This window comes from Photobacterium aquimaris (assembly GCF_002954455.1).
Lineage (GTDB): Bacteria > Pseudomonadota > Gammaproteobacteria > Enterobacterales > Vibrionaceae > Photobacterium > Photobacterium aquimaris.
Map to the genome: position 1 here is coordinate 670,671 of NZ_MSCC01000001.1, position 18,760 is coordinate 689,430.

Genomic DNA, 18,760 nt, shown 5'->3' on the forward strand with positions numbered 1-18,760 from the left:
TTTTAGATAACTGGTCGCGAGCTAATAAAATAGGCATAATAGAGCCATTGATACTGTATAAATAACCAATAGTGCGAAGTGAATGATAGCTAAGTTTTTTGCCGCTGGTGGTGCGTTAGATAAGGCCATTCCCGGATTTCAAGCTCGACAATCTCAAATAGATATGGCTAAAGCAGTGGCTGATGCTATCAAGTTGCAATCACAATTAGTGGTTGAAGCCGGTACCGGCACAGGTAAAACATTTGCCTATCTGGTACCCGCATTAGTCAGCGGTAAGAAAACCATAATTAGTACTGGTTCAAAAAACCTCCAAGAGCAATTATTTCATCGTGATTTACCATTAATGGCGAGCGCATTGGGATTTACAGGGCGAGTGGCGTTATTAAAAGGACGTTCAAACTATTTATGTATTGATCGCCTTAGCCGTCAAATAACCGAAAGCCATGGCGATCATTCTGATCCCGTGATGCTAAGTTTATTAATTAAGACTCGACAGTGGTCATCAGCATCTAAAACCGGTGATCTTGGCGAATGTGAAGATATCGCCGAAGATAGCCCAGCGATCCCCATGATCACCTCAAGCAATGACAATTGTCTTGGCCGTGAATGCCCGTCTTTTGATGATTGTTTTGTCGTCAAGGCACGTCGTAAAGCGATGGAAGCGGATGTGGTAGTAGTTAACCACCATTTATTTCTGGCTGACTTAGCAATGAAAGACAATGGTTTTGGTGAATTGATTCCTGAAGCTGAGGTGTTTATTTTTGATGAAGCGCATCAAATGCCTGATATTGCTAGCCAATATTTTGGTCAAAACTTATCTAGTCGGCAATTAATAGAGCTGGCAAAAGACATCGAAATTGGTTATCGCACCGAAGCTAAAGACATGCGCCAATTGCAAAAAGCCGCAGCAAGGTTACAGCAAGCCGCGTTTGAGATGCGGATTATTTTAGGTGATCCTGGATTTCGTGGTAACTGGCGTGAAGCATCACAAACACCTGCGGTACAACGTGAATTAGTGCGCCTAAATGATGCGCTTGATTTAATTTATGATGTGCTGAAATTAGCCTTAGGACGTAGCCAGTTATTAGACGCAGCCTTTGAGCGCGCAACCTTGTTAAAGGCACGCTTAAAACGGGTGGTTGATACCAGTATTATTGGCTATTCATATTGGTATGAATGTACACCTCGCCAATTTAGTTTAAATATAACCCCGCTTTCAGTTGCTGATAAATTTAGTGAACGCATGGCAGAGCAAAAGGGAGCCTGGATTTTCACCTCGGCAACACTGGCTGTTGATGATGATTTTAGCCATTTTAGTCACCGTTTAGGGCTGCAACCAAAGCAGCAATTCTCGCTTGAAAGTCCATTTGATTACGCCACTCAAGCTTTATTGTGTGTGCCACGACATTTGCCTGAGCCAAATAGCTATGGCTTAGCTGATAAACTTGTTGAGATGCTAGCACCAATAATTGCAGCCAATGAAGGGCGATGTTTCTTCCTTTGTACTTCGCATCAGATGGTGCGCGATCTTGCTGAAGGTTTTCGATCTCGACTTGATCTGCCAGTATTAGCCCAAGGCGAAACCAGTAAACAAAAATTATTAGCTGAGTATCTTGAGCGTGGTAACGCATTATTAGTCGCAACAGGGGCTTTTTGGGAAGGCATTGATGTTAGAGGCCAAGCCCTTAGCTGTGTTATCATAGATAAATTACCGTTTACGGCGCCAGATGACCCATTATTAAAAGCACGAATTGAAGATTGTCGCTTGCGAGGAGGTGATCCTTTTGCGGAGGTACAAGTACCAGATGCAGTGATTACCTTAAAGCAAGGTGTGGGTCGATTGATTCGTGATACTAAAGATAAAGGGGTACTAGTGATTTGCGATAATCGTATAGTTACTCGTGCTTATGGCGCTGTATTTTTGAGAAGTTTACCGCCAATTCCGCGCACGCGTAGTGTTGCTGGGGTTAGCGAATTTTTGTCGAGCTTAACCGATACTCAAGTATCAATAAGTGACGATACCTAACATTCAGAGGCTTGAATGAGCACCAAAATTCTGGCAGTAGATACTGCAACTGAAAACTGTTCTGTCGCGCTGATGATCGGCGATGATGTTATTTCTCGTTGTGAATATGCACCTCGCGAACACACCACGAAAATTTTACCAATGATTGACGCTGTAATGGCTGAAGCTGGCGTTAAATTAAAGCAGCTTGATGCCCTTGCTTACGGACGTGGTCCTGGTAGTTTTACGGGGGTGCGCATTGGTATTGGTATTGCACAAGGTCTAGCCTTTGGTGCTAACTTACCAATGATTGGTGTTTCTACCTTAGCTGCGATGGCGCAAGGTTCATTCCGTTTACACCAAGCAGAGCATGTGTTGACGGCAATTGATGCGCGTATGGGTGAACTTTATTGGGGACAATACCAACGTAAAACCGACGGTGATTGGCTTTTGATTGGTAATGAGCAAGTAATTGCACCTGATGTGTTATTAGCAAATGTACAGGCTGATCCTAATTTATGGTTAACAGCTGGTACTGGATGGGAAGCTTACCCTGAATTACTAAGTCAACTTCCTTTAACTGCTCAAGTCGGCAAGGTGTTATATCCTGACTCACAAGATATGGTACATTTAGCTAAATACGCTTTTGCCCGTGGTGACATGGTTGCAGCAGAAGCTGCGAGTCCTGTTTACTTACGTGATACTGTGACTTGGAAAAAATTGCCAGGTCGTGAGTGATCTAACAATATAAGTTAATATAAAAGAGTGCCGCGTATATAGCGTCACTCTTTATATCTTTATTAGGTGTAATGGTGATGATGAGTTTGTCTTCAATAATGCCAATAGCAACATCTATCTCCTCACGTGTTACAGTTACCCCTTCAACTGCAATTGCTACTTCTGCTTATTCTCAAACGCCCACCGAAACGACACTATACAATCAAATATCACCAAGGTTATTATCAATGCCTACCGCTGTTATTCATTATGATGCTCCATCAGTGACGCATCAAGCGGCTATAAATTGCTATTTAGACGTTCTATATTACCAGCAACAACAAGCGCTCTCTGCGTAGTTTGGCGTTGATATTTTGGTATAAGATATCTCAATTGTGCTGTCGTAAAGATAGCTATCGTTAATGATGCTGAGCCAAGAAAGTATCAGTAGAGGGTATTTTTTGGTGAGTTATTAAACAAATATGTCGAGGTTTTAGATGTTTAGTAAGCTATTTCTTGGGGTGATATTAGTGTTTATGGTAGGCTGCGCGAGCTTACCTGCAACGTTAGTAACGAAATCGAAAGACCCAATTACAGATTTAAGCGTTATTCAACAGCACCCACAAGCGAGCCAAAATAAAGAGGTTCGATTAGGCGGGGTTATTGCTTCTATTCGTAATGAACAGCAGCAAACACGCATTGAAATGGTTGCTATGCCTTTAACAAGTGATGGTCGTCCAATATTGAATGCACAATCTAAAGGACGGTTTATTGCTTATATTAATGGTTTTTTAGAGCCGCTTGAATATGCCAAAGGACGTTTATTGACTGTGGTTGGAAAATTTAGCGGTGATGAGCAAGGGAAGATAGGTAAATACCCATATACTTTCCCTGTGGTACAAGTATTTGGTCAACAGTTGTGGCGCGTGCAACAACAGATACAGCTAGATGACCCATTTTGGACACGTCAGCCTTGTTATTCTTTTAATTGCGACCCGTGGGATAATGACTTAATGATGCCTAATTTTGGTATTAATGGTCGTATTGTTGAACGAGTAGTACTTTAATTATAATGAAAGAAATTACGCTGACTTTAGCTGAATATAATCTTGCTGGTTGTAGCAACATTGATATCAATACCACCATAGTGACGTCAAAACCGTTATTGGTGTTACTTCATGGGTGGCAAGATAATGCCGCGACTTTTGCATCTTTATGGCCGTTGTTAACACAACACTATAATGTGATTGCATTTGATTGGCCTGGACACGGTAAATCTGATCATAAAAGCAGCGATAACTATTATCACTTTGTTGATTATATTGATGATTTACACCAAGTCATTACACAGTTAAAGCATGAGAAAGTACATATTATTGGTCATTCGCTAGGGGCTATTGTTGCTGGTTGCTATGCGGCAGTATTTCCTGAATATGTTGATAAAATTGTATTAATTGAAGGGTTATCACCGATAACAGAAACCCCTGACTTGGTTGTTGAGCGATTACGTATTGGAATTGTTAGCCGTCAGCGTTACCGCCACCGGCAGCAGCGTTTAAAACAACGGTCAATGGCCTCTTTTACTGAAGCGCTACGCTTACGAGCGAGTGCAAACCAGTTACCACTATCCTTATTGGAAGCGGTGGTAAAAAGAGCAACTGTTGAGCGTGACGGGCGCTGGTATTGGCGTCATGATCCTAGTCTGCGTTGTGATTCACTGTATCGTATGGCACAACAACACGCGCAGGCGTTATTAAGCAGTATTAACGCACAGGTATTATCTATTATTGGTGATAGTGGCTATGCTTCTGTTTATAAAAGTGATGTTAGCGAGTGGGGTATACAAGATTTTACCCAAGTGATGGTGTCAGGGGGACATCATTGCCATTTACAAAGTTCAAGTGATGTTTATCGTCATATTCGAACATTTATCCCCACAGAATTCGATTAATAATGGTGTTTTTTTGTTGAGTATCAAAATTTGAAACCATGATGCAATGACTAAATACTAATTAAAAGTTAAATATGCTGTAATTGTAGAGTAAATATTTACATTGTTTATATCAATTGCAGTTTTGTTAGTTTATAAACGCACACCGCAGTCTAATTATAAGGAGAGTGCACGTGGATAAGGTTTGGCTTAGCCGCTATCCGGACGATGTACCGGCAGAAATTAACTCAGATGAATATTCATCTTTGGTCGACATGTTTGAACAATCTGTACGTAAATACGCAGATCAAACGGCTTTTATTAACATGGGACAGGTAATGACCTTCCGTAAGTTGGAAGAGCGTAGCCGTGCATTTGCTGCATATTTACAAAATGAGCTGAAACTTCAAAAAGGTGATCGTGTTGCTGTTATGATGCCAAACTTGCTGCAATATCCAATTGCATTGTTTGGTATTTTGCGTGCAGGTTGTGTGGTGGTCAATGTTAACCCACTTTATACGCCGCGAGAATTAGAGCATCAGCTTAATGATTCAGGCGCAAAAGCTATTGTTATCGTGTCTAATTTCGCTCATACATTAGAAGCGGTGGTTAAAAACACCTGTGTTAAGCATGTTATTTTAACCAGCCTTGGTGACCAATTATCACGTCCGAAGGGAACATTGGTTAACTTCGTGGTGAAATATATTAAAAAAATGGTGCCGTCATACCATTTGCCACATGCAACATCAATGCGTATCGCGTTGCGAAAAGGGCGTCGAATGCAATATGTTAAGCCATTTATTACTGGTGATGACATGGCATTTTTACAATATACCGGTGGTACTACAGGTGTTGCGAAAGGTGCGATTCTGACTCACCATAATATGGTGTCCAACGTGATGCAGGCGAAAGGTGCTTATGGGCCTGTATTAACGGAAGGACGCGAATTAATCGTAACCGCATTGCCGTTGTATCATGTGTTTGCACTAACTGTTAACTGTTTATTATTGTTGGAAATGGGTGGCCAAAACTTATTGATCACCAACCCTCGTGATATTCCAACCTTTATTAAAGAATTACAACGCTATCCGTTCTCGGCCATTACTGGTGTTAATACCTTATTTAATGCGTTAGTAAATCATCCAGACTTTGAGAGCTTAGATTTTAGTAAGCTTCACCTTTCTGTGGGTGGTGGCATGGCTGTACAACGTGCTGTTGCCGAAAAGTGGCAAAAAATCACAGGTAATTACTTACTTGAAGGTTACGGCTTAACTGAGTGTTCACCATTAGTTGCCGCTTACCCTTATAATTTGACTTACTATAATGGTTCTATTGGTTTACCTGTTCCATCAACCGAGGTACGTATGGTTGATGATGAAGGTAACGTGGTTGGTATTGACCAAATTGGTGAACTGCAAGTCCGTGGTCCTCAAGTAATGAAAGGCTATTGGCAGCATCCAGAAGCGACTAAAGAAGTGCTAACAGAAGATGGTTGGCTATCGACGGGTGATATCGTTAAATTTGATGACGAAGGCTTTTTGCATATCGTTGATCGTAAAAAAGATATGATTCTTGTGTCTGGATTTAACGTTTATCCGAATGAAATTGAAGATGTAGTAGCATTGCACGATAAAGTGCTAGAAGTTGCTGCGATTGGTCAAGCACATGAAGTGTCAGGTGAAGTGGTTAAACTTTGTGTGGTTAAACGTGACGATAGTTTAACTCGCGATGAATTAATCGCCCATTGTCGACAACACTTAACCGGTTATAAAATTCCTAAAATCGTTGAATTTATGGATGAATTACCTAAGACCAATGTGGGTAAAATTTTGCGTCGTGTGTTACGTGAACAATCAGATCAAAAAGCACAGCAATCTGAAAAATAATATCATTACTGACATTAACTGATGTTGTTTTGATAAAATAATCGCAATTGATTGTGCTAGCACGTATCTAATGCCGGCTTTCATGCCGGCATTGTTCTATAAAATATTTAATAGGCTCTCATACGGGGTCGTTCTGTCATCAAAAAGGTACATTGTGAATTTCGAGATTGTTACAACAACTGAGCAGCTTCGCCTACGGTGTGAGTCAGCGCGTCAGCATACAGCTGTTATGCTTGATACTGAATTTGTACGTACGCGAACGCTTTACCCTCGTTTAGGGCTGATCCAAATGTTTGATGGTGAACATCTGTCATTGGTTGATCCACTTGACGTTGAAGATATGACACCGTTATGGGATTTATTACGTGATCCAAGCGTGATTAAAGTATTGCATGCGTGCGGTGAAGATCTTGAAGTTTTTCAGCATCATGCTGGCTGTTTACCTGTTCCTATGCTTGATACTCAGATTATGGCTGCTTTTCTTGGGCATGGTATTTCAACAGGTTTTGGCGCGTTAGTGAAAGAATATGTTGGTGTCGAGCTTGATAAAGGTGAAGCGCGCACTAATTGGCTTGCTCGTCCGTTAACGGATAAACAACTAGATTATGCAGCAGCTGATGTACACTACCTCAAGCCGTTATATGAAACATTATTAGCGAAAGTAGAAGCGGCTGGTTACATGGAAGCGTTACAACAAGAATGTAATGCGATTATGTTGCGTAGAACCAAGACGCTTGATCCTAATAAAGCCTATCTTGATATCAAAAATGCATGGCAGCTAACACCTAAACAGTTAGCAATATTACAACAAGCAGCAGCTTGGCGAGTACGTGAAGCAAGAAAGCGCGATATCGCACTTAACTTTATTGTTAAAGAATTACATTTGTGGAAACTGGCACGTTTAGAAATTAAATCACGTTCAACACTTGAAAAAGAAGGCTTTGAGCCAATGGAAATTCAACGCCATGGCAACCGTTTATTAAAAATGGTACATGACAATGAGACTATTGATAGCACAGAGTACCCACCAAAAATTGAGCGTTTGGTTGATTTTGCTGGTTATAAGCAGATGGTAAAACGTTTAAAGGATGTCGTTAGTGATGTCGAGTTAGCAACCGGACTTGCACCTGAATTTTTAGCATCCAAAAAACAGATTCATCAGTTGTTATCATGGGCATGGAAACATCAGCGAGCTGATGAAAAGCGTCCAGAAATGCTTAAAAATTGGCGTCGACCTTTATTTGAAGTAAGCGTGCTTGCTATTCTTGACGAAAAATAAGCATGGCCGTTATATAGATAATAAAAATCCCCGCTAAGTATGACTTAGCGGGGATTTTTTACTTTTCTTCGTCAGGTAAAGTGACGTTAAGTTCTAGTACCGATAGCTCATCACCGTTATGGTCTAAGTTTACCGAAACATGTTCAGGGTTAATTTGAACATATTTACTAATAACCGCTAAAATATCGCGCTTTAGCTGTGGTAAGTAGGCTGGAGATGCTTGTCCTGCGCTACGTCTTTCAGCAACAATAATTTGTAACCGTTCTTTTGCTACATTTGCAGTTTTCGCTCTACGCGGGCGAAAAAACTCAAGCAGTGCCATAGTCAATTAGCCTCCAAATAGACGTTTTAGGAAGCCTTTCTTTTCTTCTTCTAAGAAGCGGAAAGGACGTTCTTCACCAAGTAGACGCGCAACAGTGTCTTCATAGGCTAGTCCTGCATCAGAACCTTTATCAAAGATAACAGGTTCACCTTTGTTAGAGGCATTCAGTACAGCTTGGCTTTCAGGAATAACACCAAGTAGTGGAATGTGAAGGATCTCTTCGACATCTTGTACACTTAGCATTTCACCTTGATTAACGCGAGTAGGGTTGTAACGTGTAAGTAAAAGGTGTTGTTTAACTGGCTCGCGACCTTTTTCTGCGCGGCGAGACTTTGAATCTAAAATGCCTAGAATACGGTCTGAGTCACGAACTGAAGAAACTTCAGGGTTCGTGGTTACAATCGCTTCATCTGCAAAATACAGCGCCATAAGAGCACCGGTTTCAATACCTGCTGGTGAGTCACAGATAATAAAATCAAAACCCATTTTCGCTAGTTCTTTAAATACTTTCTCGACACCATTGCGAGACAATGCATCTTTATCGCGAGTTTGGGATGCTGGAAGTACAAATAAATTATCAACGCGCTTATCTTTAATTAGCGCTTGACTTAGATTCGCTTCGCCATTAATAACATTAACAAAGTCATAAACGACACGGCGTTCACAACCCATAATGAGATCGAGGTTACGCAGGCCGATATCAAAATCGATGACTGCAGTTTTTTTACCGCTCAGTGCTAGGCCAGATGCAAGAGCAGCACTAGAGGTTGTTTTACCAACGCCGCCTTTACCTGAGGTAACAACGATAATTCGTGCCATTTACTCTATTCCTTCTTAAAACTTTTTATAAAGCGAGGTGTTCTATACTGAGATTATTGTCTTCAAGAGATATGACAACACCTTTGCCCCAAAACTCTTCCTGAATGTTATCACTCAGCCAGTAGTTTCCTGCAACAGAAATTAGTTCAGATTGTAAGTTTTGACAGAAAATTGTCGCACTTTGTTCACCGCTAGCACCCGCAATAGCGCGACCACGTAGCGTGCCATAAATATGGATACAACCATCAGAAAGAATTTCTGCACCTGCACTGACATTACTGAGAATAACGAGATCACGATTGCGAGCATAAATTTGTTGTCCGGAGCGAACCGGCGTACGAATAATTAATGTTGGCTCTTTATCTGTACTTACTGGGGCATCTAATGTTTCAGCTACACATTCAGATGACTCGTCTTTAACAGGTCTGGCTGCGTTCATAATAGCAAAACCCGCGTTTTTTGCTTGGGTTTGCTGGGTTTTATTTTTGCAGCCACCAATACCAACAGGAATCATTCCTGCATCAATAATACCCGCTTTAAGCTCTTCAAAGTTAATATCAGTATCAACTTGTGATATATCAATAACAACAGGCGCCGAAGCAAAAAAATTTGGTGCAAGTTCAACTTTATCTTTTAGCTGATTAGTTACTTTACTAATGTCATTATCAACTAAATGAAGTGCAGAGAGCGTGAACGAGCTCCCTTTTAGTTCAGCTATCTTGGTCATAGGTTTATTATGGCTAAGATTTTAAATTAACCATTTAGTTCATTATCACAAAGGTACTAGCATGGTATATTCACTCGCCGTTAGGGGCAAGCTATCCTTGCGTTGACGTTGGTTTTTCAGACAAACTTCTCACACTATTTACTTAAAACTGAGTCAATAGTGAATGATTGCTTGTAATCGTGCTCTCAAATGTATGGCACATAAATGAAATAGGCTAATTATATGTTGTGTTCAATCTACAAAAGTTTAAAAAAAGACAATACTTATTTGTACATTAATAAAAAAGATGATTTTGCAGATGTTCCTGCAGAATTAATGACTACATTTGGTAAGCCTCAATTTGTGATGGTGATCAAACTTGAGGGAAGAACATTAGCATTGGCTGATGTGGAAAAAGTAAAACACGCATTAGCGACTGTCGGTTTTTATTTACAAGTACCACCACCAGTGACTAATTTATTAGATCAATATAAGGCTGATAAAGCCGTTAAATAATATAATAAGGCTATTATGCATAAGCGCTTGATATCAATTTTTGTTGCTATAGGAATGGGACTGTCCTCTTCTGCATTTGCTTCTGAAGAAGGATTCGATGCCTACGTAGATAAATTAAAAGTAGAAGCGCGTGGGAATGGTATTTCAGAGCCGATAATTGATGCAGCATTTGCGGGCATTAAATATACCGCTCGTGCTGTGAAAGCAGATAATAATCAACCAGAGAAAAAACTGTCACTAGAGCAATATATTACTCGTGCAGTGCCTGACTGGAAAGTAAAACAGGCCAATCGTCTTTACCAGCAAAATAAAGCTGTACTTGAACGTATTGGTAAACAATATGGCGTGCAACCACGGTTCATTGTTGCTTTGTGGGGTATTGAAAGTAATTTTGGTAAAATTCAAGGTAATTACCATGTTGTCGAAGCATTAGCGACACTGGCTTATGATGGTCGTCGCGAAGCATTATTTCGTAAGCAAGTAATGGCAGCATTAGAAATATTACAAAATGGTAATATTGATATCGATGATATGAAAGGTTCTTGGGCTGGTGCAATGGGTCAGTGTCAGTTTATGCCGACGTCTTACCTTACTTACGCTGTTGATGGTAATGGTGATGGTAAAGCTGATATTTGGAACACCAAGGCCGATGTTTTTGCTTCTGCTGCTAATTACCTTAAGCTATCTGGTTGGAACAGTGAATATACTTGGGGACGTTCGGTTAAGTTATCTACGTCTTTAGCTGATAGCTATGAAGGTACTGAAACTGAAAAAGGTAAAACATTAGCACAATGGCAGCAATTAGGTGTGATGAGTAATAGTCATGGCGCATTACCTAAAGCTGATATTCAGGCGTGGCTAATTCAACCTGATGGTGGTGAAGGTAAATCATATTTAATATATGAAAACTATCGAACATTACTAAAATGGAATCGTTCACATTATTTTGCTTTAGCTGTAAGTGCATTAGCTGATCGTATTCAATAGAGTAATTATTATTAACTGTAATATAAAAATATAAATGGTAACTAAAAAGTCAGGCATAAATGTCTGACTTTTTTGGTTATATTAATGAACAATTAGAATATTGGTTTATTCTTATTGGGGATATTTCAAACCAAGATAGATGTCATATTGGTAATAGAAGAAATAAAAAAAGCCTAAATAAATTAGGCTTTTTTCTTTATTCTTTTATATTATATTTCAAACTCTTCAAGAGCTTGACCATCATCTAATGCTTTCTTTAGGGCGCTAGGTGTACGACCTTGGCCAGTCCATGTTTTTTCATCGCCATTTTCATCAATGAATTTATATTTAGCTGGACGGCTAGCACGTTTTGTTTTTGGTGCTTTAGCTAAGCTAGCGAGTAATTCTTCAGGATCAATACCATCAGCTAAAAGCATTTCACGATATTGAGCTAGTTTTTCATTACGCTCATTTTCTTTTGCTTGTTCTTCTGCTTCTGCTTCAGAACGTTCAGTCACAACTGTTGTTAGTTTATCTAACGCTTCTTCAAGTTGTTCTAGTGTATATTCACGAGAAAGTGCGCGTAAGCTTCGTAGATTTAAAAGCGCTTTCATGGCATCAGACATTTTATATTTCCTGTTATTTTTAATTAACTGTAAATAATAATAGCAGCGTTAAAACATTTTTTGCAATAGTAATACTTTTATACATTCTGTGTAAAACATTTTAATCATTTCTTTATTTAAAAAGCTTTTATATTCGTTATATGCCTATATTTATAAAATCTATCTTCGTTAATAGTATAAATACAAGCGAAATAGTTTTGGTTATTGTTACATCACTTTATATGATAAATGATAATTAACTTTAAAATGTTATGCTACTTCATTGTTATTGATTGGTTATAGTTATAAGTGGTCTATTTGTACGGGCTATTGTTAAATTTTCTAACTTGATGTGTTGCAAAATTACGCTATTTACGTAGAATGATTTATTCCTTAACAATAAGGGTAGAGGCGCATTGTTTATTAGTAATTAATACGAGGGTGATACCGATGACTATTAGTGAAAGGGAGTAATGCCGAAGTAAGAAACTATGATCAAATATTCTTACTGGGGTTGCATTGAATAAGTGTAACACTGCCATAGTAAATACATCACTATGGAGCGCTACTGTGGAGGCAGGGAAGACTAACCTTCTTTCCTTATACTCAAATTAATATGCCATACGGCCATATCAAGCAGTAGATCTTCTAACCAAAATTGGTTGTCGTAGAGATCATAACTTTGATAGATTATTCCCATTCTTTAACATCCATTATTCCGCCGTTAGTTGCACTTGGCTTGGCGATTTTAACCCGTAGAGTATTATTGTCTTTGGGTACCGGTGTGGTACTAGGGGCTCTATTTCTTAACGATTTTTCTTTCACAAATACAGGTGATTACCTTGCAATATCAGTAAAAGGGCTGTTCATTGCTGATGGTGGTATTAATACTTGGAATATGAGTATTGTACTATTTTTAATATTGTTAGGAATGACCACTGCATTATTAACCCTTTCTGGCGGTACGCGCGCTTTTGCAGAGTGGGCTCAAACTAAAATTAAAACTAAACGTGGAGCAAAATTATTGGCTGCCTTCTTAGGGGTATTCATTTTTGTTGACGATTACTTTAATAGTCTCGCAGTCGGCTCTATTGCTCGTCCTGTAACTGACCGTTTTCAGGTTTCACGTTCAAAATTAGCTTATATTCTTGATTCAACGGCTGCACCTATGTGTGTTCTAATGCCAGCATCGAGTTGGGGAGCATATATAATTACATTAATTGGCGGTATTTTAGTGACTCATGGTGTTACAGAATATACACCATTGAGTGCTTTTATGACCCTAGCTCCGATGAACTTTTATGCAATCTTCGCTTTAGCTATGGTATTTGTCGTGGCATGGTTCCAATGGGATATAGGACCGATGCGCAAGCATGAACTTGCTGCGAGCCGTGGTTGTGGTACTGATGACGGTGGAGATGTTGACGAGCAAGCTAAAGATTTAACTGAAGAGCTTGATATTAAAGAAAGTCAGCATGGGCGAGTCGGTGATTTAGTGTGGCCAATTATTATCCTTATTATTGCGACGTTCTTTTTTATGGTGTTTACCGGCTATCAGGTACTCGCAGCAGAAGGAAAGCCGTTTGCACTATTAGGGGCTTTTGAAAATACCAATGTTGGCGAGGCGCTGTGTTTAGGCGGTGCATTTGGCTTAGTTGCCGCTATTATTCCTGTCTTACGCCAACGTATTGCTTATTCTGATATTGGGCACACCTTATGGATTGGCGCTAAATCTATGTTTGGTGCGATTTTAATTCTCTTGTTTGCATGGAGCATTGGCAGTGTTATCGGCGATATGAAAACAGGTCAATATTTATCAACTCTTGTTCAAGGAAATATTAACCCTGCATTATTGCCAATGATCCTGTTTTTATTATCTGGCATTATGGCTTTTTCTACCGGAACTTCATGGGGCACCTTTGGTATTATGTTACCAATAGCAGGTGATCTTGCGGGCGCAACTGAAATTAGTTTAATGTTACCAATGCTTGCTAGTGTGCTTGCTGGTTCAGTATTTGGTGATCATTGTTCACCTATCTCTGATACAACTATTTTGTCATCGACAGGTGCACGCTGTCATCATATTGATCACGTTGCCACACAACTACCTTATGCGTTATCTGTGGCGGTTATTTCAGCGATTGGATTTTTAGTTTTAGGTATAACTGACTCATTAGCTCTGGCATTTTTAGCGGCGGCAACGGCCTTTACCTTAATGTGTTTTTTCTTAGCTTGGCTATCACGCCAACCTAAGAAAGCACTGATGTAGAATTTGGCGTCATTAAAATAATCCAATGGGTGTAAATTGAGCCAGTTGATGATCTCAACTGGCTTTTTTTATAACAACAATAGCAGTTGTTGATATAGGCACTTTTAATTGATGGTTATTTTATGTAGCATCGGCGCGATTTTTTAATGCAATCAATATTACTAGGAAAGCCTAATGGCCCAGATGTATTTCTATTACTCAGCAATGAATGCTGGGAAATCGACCACATTATTACAATCGTCATTTAACTACCGTGAACGAGGTATGACGCCCATTATTTTTACGGCCGCAATTGATGATCGTTTTGGTAAAGGTAAAGTTAGCTCTCGAATTGGTTTGCAGGAAGATGCAGAATTATTTAATTCAACAGATGATCTTTATCAGAAGCTAATTCAGATTTCAGCTGCAGGTAAAATTGATTGTGTATTAATTGATGAGAGTCAGTTTTTAACCAAAGAGCAAGTTTACCAATTAACTGAAGTAGTAGATAAATTAGATATTCCAGTTTTATGTTATGGCCTACGAACAGATTTTCTTGGTGAATTATTTGAAGGTAGTCGTTATTTATTATCATGGGCTGATAAATTAGTTGAACTCAAAACAATTTGTCATTGTGGTCGTAAAGCCAATATGGTTATTCGCCAAGATGCTGCGGGTAATGCGATTGCTGGTGGTAACCAAGTTGAAATTGGTGGAAATGATCTTTATGTGTCGGTATGCCGTGCTCATTATAAAGAAGCACTAGGGCTATAATACGCATTTATTTGAATAAAAAAGGAAGCTTAGCTTCCTTTTTTATTTGTGGTGACAATTAAAAGTAATAATTGGTAATGATTATCTTATATTTAGTTATCATTATTTTTGATGACGTTGTTTTAGTTTATTAATAACGTCTTCAAGGTCGAGATTCTGATCTTGTAATAATACTAATAAATGATAAATAAGATCTGCCGACTCACAGACTAATTCCGCTTTATCGCCCGACGTTGCCGCAAGCGCGACTTCAACCCCTTCTTCGCCCACTTTCTGCGATATACGCTTGGTGCCACGAGCATAGAGGCTGGCGGTGTAAGAGGTGTCGGGATCTGCACCTTTACGATTAGCCAAGATTTGCTCAAGTTGATGAAGGAACACCAAAGCAGGTTGTGCGTTAGTATCATCATAGCTATCAAAACAGCTGGTGGTATTTAAATGACAGGTTGGGCCAATAGGGTTAACTTGAATTAATAATGTATCTTGATCGCAATCAAGCTTAATACTTTTAAGTTGCAATACATTGCCAGATGTTTCACCTTTGGTCCATAAGCGGTTTTTAGTGCGAGACCAAAAAGTCACTTGCTTGGTGTCCAGAGTTTTAGCTAGCGCTTCATCATTCATATAGCCCAGCATTAATACTTGGCCGCTAGTGTTATCTTGAATAATGGCAGGGATCAGGCCGGCTACTTTTTCCCAATCAATTGTTGTTGTTAAACTCATAGTCGAATCTCCACCTGTTGTTGTTTAAGATATTGCTTTAACTCACCAATATTAATAATTTGTTTGTGAAATACTGATGCAGCAAGAGCACCGTCAGCATTTGCTTGTTGAAATGCATCTCGAAAATGGAACATTTCCCCCGCGCCACCAGAGGCAATTAAAGGCACTTTACAGACACTGCGTACCATGTTTAGTTGCTTTAAGTCGTAACCATTACGGACGCCATCTTGGTTCATCATGTTCAGTACGATTTCACCTGCACCACGACGTTGAACTTCTTGCACCCAATCACGTGTTTGCCATTGAGTGGCTTTGGTGCGACTTTCGTCACCAGTAAATTGGTACACCTGATATTGACCTGTTTCAGCGTCAAAATAGGAATCAATGCCGACTACAATACATTGCACACCGAACTTATCCGCCAGTGTGGTAATTAAGGTTGGATCAGCCAGCGCTGGTGAATTGATAGAAACTTTATCGGCTCCAAATTGAAGAATACGGCTCGCATCGGCAGCAGATTTAATACCACCAGCAACACAAAATGGAATATCAATCACTTCTGCAACGCGAGATACCCAGCTTTTATCAACCACGCGACCATCGCTTGATGCGGTAATATCATAGAAAACCAGTTCATCTGCGCCTTCTTCAGCGTAGCGTTTCGCGAGAGGGACAATATCGCCAATGATTTCATGGTTACGAAATTGAACCCCCTTAACCACTTGACCATCACGCACATCTAAACAAGGAATAATACGTTTAGCTAACATTGGCTCTCCTTAACTATTCCAGCAAGCAAATGCCTGCTCTGCGGTAAATTTACCGTCTAATAATGCGCGACCAACAATGACACCAGCAACGCCTGAACCTTTTAGTGCTGCAATATCTTCTAGTGAGCCAATGCCACCTGAAGATTGAAACTGTACTTGTGGGTATTGGCGACATAAATCGATATATAGTTCGACGTTAGAGCCTGCCAATGTGCCATCACGAGAAATATCAGTACACAGCACGTGTTTTAAGCCTACTTTTAAGAAATCCTCTAACAGTGCTTCAATGGTGACACCTGAATCTTCTTGCCAACCAGAAACCGCTACAATGCGGTTACCGTTATCATCAATATTGATATCGAGGGCTAATACAATGTGCTCAGCACCGTATTTTTCCATCCAGCCTTTTACCATCTCTGGTTGTTTAACCGCGGTAGAGCCAATCACTACTCGTTTAGCACCCGCGCTCAGTAGATCTGCAACGTCTTGTTCTGTGCGTACGCCACCACCAATCTGGACATTAGCTGGTGTGCTTTTTAGGAGTTTTTCAATGAGGAATAACTGACGCGCTTGGGTATCTTTAGCGCCTGTTAGATCGACCAAGTGCAGCCAATTAGCACCAGCTTGGTGGTAAAGATTAAATTGCGCTGCGGGATCGACTTTGTACTCTGTTACTTGACCATAGTCACCTTGAAACAGGCGAACAACTTGGCCTTCAATGAGATCTAATGCAGGAATGATCATAACAAGTCCTTTTGTTAGCGTTATAGTTCGAGGAAGTTTTGAATCAGCTTCGCGCCAGCTTTACTTGAACGTTCAGGGTGAAATTGTACCCCATAGTAATTGCCGCTTTGTACCGCAGCAGTAAAGCTTTGCCCATATTGCGCGGTGGCGATAGTTTTGCCACCTTGGTGCGCAGTATTATCAAAAACAGGCATGGCGTAACTATGAACGAAATAAAAATAGCTTCCCGCAGTAATATCTTTAAATAGCGGATGATTATCTTCCGGTGTGATGGTGTTCCAACCCATATGTGGCAGTGGTAAACCTTCTGCTTGGATTTTCTCAACCGATGCATCACACAAATCTAAACAAGGAATAATCTCATTGCCATTTTGACCGTGCTCTTGCGACTCTTTACCAAGCAGCTGCATACCTAAACAGATACCTAATAACGGTTTAGTCACTTGTTTTACTAAGCTGACTAAATCACGTTGTTGTAGGTTCTGCATCGCTTCACTGGCTGTGCCGACTCCTGGAAGAAACAGTTTATCGGCAGTAAGTACAACAGCTGGATCTTTGCTTACTTCGACTTGATAACCTAAGCGCTCAATAGCAAATCGAACCGATGACACATTGGCACAGCCGGTATCAATAATAACCACGCGTTGTTCAGTGTTTACCGTTGATGGTGCTGTCATTACAACACTCCTTTACTGCTTGGCAGCTCGTTACCTTCAACTTTGATTGCTTGGCGTAGCGTCCGTCCAAAGGCTTTAAATAAACTTTCAACAATGTGGTGGTCGTTATTGCCTGTTGATGAAAGGTGCAGGGTACACGCTAGGGTATCAGTTAATGAACGGAAGAAGTGCGGCACCATTTCTGTTGATAAATCGCCTACTTGATCACGACTAAATGTCGCATCAAATTTAAGGTAAGGACGACCAGAAAGATCTAATGCACACTGGGCTAGACACTCATCCATTGGCAGGCTGAAACCAAAGCGGCCAATACCACGTTTATCACCGAGTGCTTGACGTAATGCTTCACCCAAAGCTAGAGCGGCGTCTTCAACACTGTGGTGATCATCAATATGTAAATCACCATCGACGGTTAGCGTCATTTGAAAGCCACCGTGAGTCGCGATTTGATCAAGCATATGATCAAAGAAACCTAATCCAGTCGAGATAGTATTGCCACCAGTTTGATCGAGATTCACTTTGACGCGAATATCGGTTTCTTTGGTAGTACGGATCACTTCAGCGATCCGTGGTTGAGTGGTGAGATCGGTAACGATCTGTTGCCAGTTCATGGTTTGCGGGTGATATTGAATACCACGAATTGCCATATTTTCTGCTAGTTGAAGATCCGTTTGACGATCGCCGATCACTGCTGATGTTGCAAAATCCACTCGACCTTGCTGTAAATAGTCTTTAACTAGTCCTAGTTTTGGCTTACGGCAACTGCATTGCTGATGGTCAAAATGAGGGCAGATCAGAACATCACTAAAGTGAACCCCTTGTGAATCAAAGATGTCCATCATCATCGTATGAGGAGCATCAAAGTCAGCTTGAGGGTAGCTATTGGTACCTAAACCATCTTGGTTGGTTACCATCACTAGTTTGTAGCCGGCATTTTGCAGCGCCAACAGGGCAGGAATAACATTGGGTTCAAATTTAAGTTTATCTAACCGATCAACTTGAAAGTCGACAGGCGGCTCAACGATTAAGGTGCCATCACGATCGATAAATAGGATCTTCTCTTTGCTCATAAT

At 40.2% G+C, this 18,760-nt stretch carries 20 protein-coding genes and 1 riboswitch; of the genes, 11 read left to right on the forward strand and 9 right to left on the reverse strand.

Going from position 1 to position 18,760, the window contains the following annotated elements; genetic code table 11:
• The first annotated feature begins 82 nt into the window (after positions 1-82).
• The 7 genes from BTN98_RS02895 (at position 83) to rnd (ending at position 7,817) form a co-directional block, all read left to right on the forward strand.
• Positions 83-2,026, forward strand: coding sequence for a DNA repair helicase YoaA (locus BTN98_RS02895; RefSeq protein ID WP_060996962.1), 1,944 nt, complete (start codon positions 83-85; stop codon positions 2,024-2,026).
• A gap of 15 nt (positions 2,027-2,041) precedes the next feature.
• Positions 2,042-2,743 carry a tRNA (adenosine(37)-N6)-threonylcarbamoyltransferase complex dimerization subunit type 1 TsaB gene (tsaB, locus tag BTN98_RS02900; RefSeq protein ID WP_060996961.1) on the forward strand — a complete coding sequence of 234 codons (702 nt, stop codon included), beginning with the start codon at positions 2,042-2,044 and terminating at the stop codon, positions 2,741-2,743.
• Between the two features lie 77 nt (positions 2,744-2,820).
• Complete coding sequence (locus BTN98_RS02905) at positions 2,821-3,081, forward strand: hypothetical protein (protein WP_146107001.1); 261 nt, start codon at positions 2,821-2,823, stop codon at positions 3,079-3,081.
• A 138-nt stretch (positions 3,082-3,219) separates the two neighbouring features.
• Positions 3,220-3,789 (forward strand): Slp family lipoprotein, encoded by a 570-nt coding sequence (locus BTN98_RS02910; RefSeq protein WP_060996959.1) that lies wholly within the window; start codon positions 3,220-3,222, stop codon positions 3,787-3,789.
• Between the two features lie 5 nt (positions 3,790-3,794).
• Complete coding sequence (locus tag BTN98_RS02915) at positions 3,795-4,673, forward strand: alpha/beta hydrolase (protein WP_060996958.1); 879 nt, start codon at positions 3,795-3,797, stop codon at positions 4,671-4,673.
• 173 nt (positions 4,674-4,846) lie between these two features.
• The gene (gene fadD, locus BTN98_RS02920) at positions 4,847-6,538 is read left to right on the forward strand and encodes a long-chain-fatty-acid--CoA ligase FadD (protein WP_060996957.1); all 1,692 of its coding nucleotides are present in this window, start codon (positions 4,847-4,849) and stop codon (positions 6,536-6,538) included.
• Positions 6,539-6,692: 154 nt separating this feature from the next.
• A complete protein-coding gene (gene rnd / locus BTN98_RS02925) occupies positions 6,693-7,817 on the forward strand; it encodes a ribonuclease D (RefSeq protein WP_060996956.1) in 1,125 nt (374 codons plus the stop codon).
• 58 nt (positions 7,818-7,875) lie between these two features.
• Here rnd and minE read toward each other — a convergent pair whose 3' ends face one another.
• The 3 genes from minE to minC are packed head-to-tail and all read right to left on the reverse strand — an operon-like array spanning position 7,876 to position 9,685.
• Entirely contained in the window at positions 7,876-8,139 is a 264-nt protein-coding gene (minE, locus tag BTN98_RS02930; RefSeq protein ID WP_036795468.1) for a cell division topological specificity factor MinE, read from the reverse strand.
• Between the two features lie 6 nt (positions 8,140-8,145).
• Positions 8,146-8,958, reverse strand: a complete 813-nt coding sequence (gene minD, locus BTN98_RS02935) for a septum site-determining protein MinD (RefSeq protein ID WP_060996955.1) — start codon at positions 8,956-8,958, stop codon at positions 8,146-8,148.
• 25 nt (positions 8,959-8,983) lie between these two features.
• Positions 8,984-9,685 carry a septum site-determining protein MinC gene (minC, locus tag BTN98_RS02940; RefSeq protein WP_060996954.1) on the reverse strand — a complete coding sequence of 234 codons (702 nt, stop codon included), beginning with the start codon at positions 9,683-9,685 and terminating at the stop codon, positions 8,984-8,986.
• Positions 9,686-9,907: 222 nt separating this feature from the next.
• Here minC and BTN98_RS02945 point away from each other — a divergent pair, with 222 nt between their 5' ends.
• Entirely contained in the window at positions 9,908-10,180 is a 273-nt protein-coding gene (locus BTN98_RS02945) for a YcgL domain-containing protein (protein WP_060996953.1), read from the forward strand.
• Between the two features lie 15 nt (positions 10,181-10,195).
• A complete protein-coding gene (locus BTN98_RS02950) occupies positions 10,196-11,167 on the forward strand; it encodes a lytic murein transglycosylase (RefSeq protein WP_060996952.1) in 972 nt (323 codons plus the stop codon).
• A 209-nt stretch (positions 11,168-11,376) separates the two neighbouring features.
• On the opposite strand, the gene BTN98_RS02955 is transcribed toward BTN98_RS02950, so the two are convergent.
• On the reverse strand, positions 11,377-11,772 hold the full coding sequence (locus BTN98_RS02955) for an H-NS family histone-like protein (RefSeq protein WP_060996951.1): 396 nt from the start codon (positions 11,770-11,772) through the stop codon (positions 11,377-11,379).
• 377 nt (positions 11,773-12,149) lie between these two features.
• A riboswitch (Lysine riboswitch) is annotated at positions 12,150-12,327 on the forward strand.
• A gap of 100 nt (positions 12,328-12,427) precedes the next feature.
• On the opposite strand from BTN98_RS02955, the gene BTN98_RS02960 reads away from it, so the two are divergent.
• Positions 12,428-14,020: a Na+/H+ antiporter NhaC family protein gene (locus BTN98_RS02960; protein WP_060997141.1), complete on the forward strand. Its 1,593-nt coding sequence runs from the start codon at positions 12,428-12,430 to the stop codon at positions 14,018-14,020.
• Between the two features lie 174 nt (positions 14,021-14,194).
• Entirely contained in the window at positions 14,195-14,773 is a 579-nt protein-coding gene (locus BTN98_RS02965; protein WP_060996950.1) for a thymidine kinase, read from the forward strand.
• 102 nt (positions 14,774-14,875) lie between these two features.
• On the opposite strand, the gene hisIE is transcribed toward BTN98_RS02965, so the two are convergent.
• From hisIE to hisB, 5 genes are read right to left on the reverse strand one after another with little or no spacing between them, the layout of a single operon-like run.
• Complete coding sequence (gene hisIE / locus BTN98_RS02970; protein WP_060996949.1) at positions 14,876-15,496, reverse strand: bifunctional phosphoribosyl-AMP cyclohydrolase/phosphoribosyl-ATP diphosphatase HisIE; 621 nt, start codon at positions 15,494-15,496, stop codon at positions 14,876-14,878.
• Entirely contained in the window at positions 15,493-16,266 is a 774-nt protein-coding gene (gene hisF, locus BTN98_RS02975) for an imidazole glycerol phosphate synthase subunit HisF (RefSeq protein ID WP_060996948.1), read from the reverse strand. The genes hisIE and hisF overlap by 4 nt, the downstream gene beginning before the upstream one ends.
• Positions 16,267-16,275: 9 nt before the next feature.
• Positions 16,276-17,010 carry a 1-(5-phosphoribosyl)-5-[(5-phosphoribosylamino)methylideneamino]imidazole-4-carboxamide isomerase gene (gene hisA / locus BTN98_RS02980; protein ID WP_060996947.1) on the reverse strand — a complete coding sequence of 245 codons (735 nt, stop codon included), beginning with the start codon at positions 17,008-17,010 and terminating at the stop codon, positions 16,276-16,278.
• Between the two features lie 20 nt (positions 17,011-17,030).
• On the reverse strand, positions 17,031-17,687 hold the full coding sequence (gene hisH, locus BTN98_RS02985) for an imidazole glycerol phosphate synthase subunit HisH (protein ID WP_060996946.1): 657 nt from the start codon (positions 17,685-17,687) through the stop codon (positions 17,031-17,033).
• Positions 17,687-18,757: a bifunctional histidinol-phosphatase/imidazoleglycerol-phosphate dehydratase HisB gene (gene hisB, locus BTN98_RS02990; protein ID WP_060996945.1), complete on the reverse strand. Its 1,071-nt coding sequence runs from the start codon at positions 18,755-18,757 to the stop codon at positions 17,687-17,689. Before hisB ends, hisH begins: the two co-directional genes overlap by 1 nt.
• Positions 18,758-18,760: the final 3 nt, after the last annotated feature.

Excerpts from the sequence above, each read along its gene's own strand:
- BTN98_RS02895 (WP_060996962.1), top strand. The coding sequence starts at position 83 with ATGATAGCTAAGTTTTTTGCCGCTGGTGGTGCGTTAGATAAGGCCATT.
- tsaB (WP_060996961.1), top strand. The coding sequence starts at position 2,042 with ATGAGCACCAAAATTCTGGCAGTAGATACTGCAACTGAAAACTGTTCT.
- BTN98_RS02905 (WP_146107001.1), top strand. The coding sequence starts at position 2,821 with ATGATGAGTTTGTCTTCAATAATGCCAATAGCAACATCTATCTCCTCA.
- BTN98_RS02910 (WP_060996959.1), top strand. The coding sequence starts at position 3,220 with ATGTTTAGTAAGCTATTTCTTGGGGTGATATTAGTGTTTATGGTAGGC.
- BTN98_RS02915 (WP_060996958.1), top strand. The coding sequence starts at position 3,795 with ATGAAAGAAATTACGCTGACTTTAGCTGAATATAATCTTGCTGGTTGT.
- minE (WP_036795468.1), bottom strand. The coding sequence starts at position 8,139 with ATGGCACTGCTTGAGTTTTTTCGCCCGCGTAGAGCGAAAACTGCAAAT.
- minD (WP_060996955.1), bottom strand. The coding sequence starts at position 8,958 with ATGGCACGAATTATCGTTGTTACCTCAGGTAAAGGCGGCGTTGGTAAA.
- minC (WP_060996954.1), bottom strand. The coding sequence starts at position 9,685 with ATGACCAAGATAGCTGAACTAAAAGGGAGCTCGTTCACGCTCTCTGCA.
- BTN98_RS02945 (WP_060996953.1), top strand. The coding sequence starts at position 9,908 with ATGTTGTGTTCAATCTACAAAAGTTTAAAAAAAGACAATACTTATTTG.
- BTN98_RS02950 (WP_060996952.1), top strand. The coding sequence starts at position 10,196 with ATGCATAAGCGCTTGATATCAATTTTTGTTGCTATAGGAATGGGACTG.
- BTN98_RS02955 (WP_060996951.1), bottom strand. The coding sequence starts at position 11,772 with ATGTCTGATGCCATGAAAGCGCTTTTAAATCTACGAAGCTTACGCGCA.
- BTN98_RS02965 (WP_060996950.1), top strand. The coding sequence starts at position 14,195 with ATGGCCCAGATGTATTTCTATTACTCAGCAATGAATGCTGGGAAATCG.
- hisIE (WP_060996949.1), bottom strand. The coding sequence starts at position 15,496 with ATGAGTTTAACAACAACAATTGATTGGGAAAAAGTAGCCGGCCTGATC.
- hisF (WP_060996948.1), bottom strand. The coding sequence starts at position 16,266 with ATGTTAGCTAAACGTATTATTCCTTGTTTAGATGTGCGTGATGGTCAA.
- hisA (WP_060996947.1), bottom strand. The coding sequence starts at position 17,010 with ATGATCATTCCTGCATTAGATCTCATTGAAGGCCAAGTTGTTCGCCTG.
- hisH (WP_060996946.1), bottom strand. The coding sequence starts at position 17,687 with ATGACAGCACCATCAACGGTAAACACTGAACAACGCGTGGTTATTATT.
- hisB (WP_060996945.1), bottom strand. The coding sequence starts at position 18,757 with ATGAGCAAAGAGAAGATCCTATTTATCGATCGTGATGGCACCTTAATC.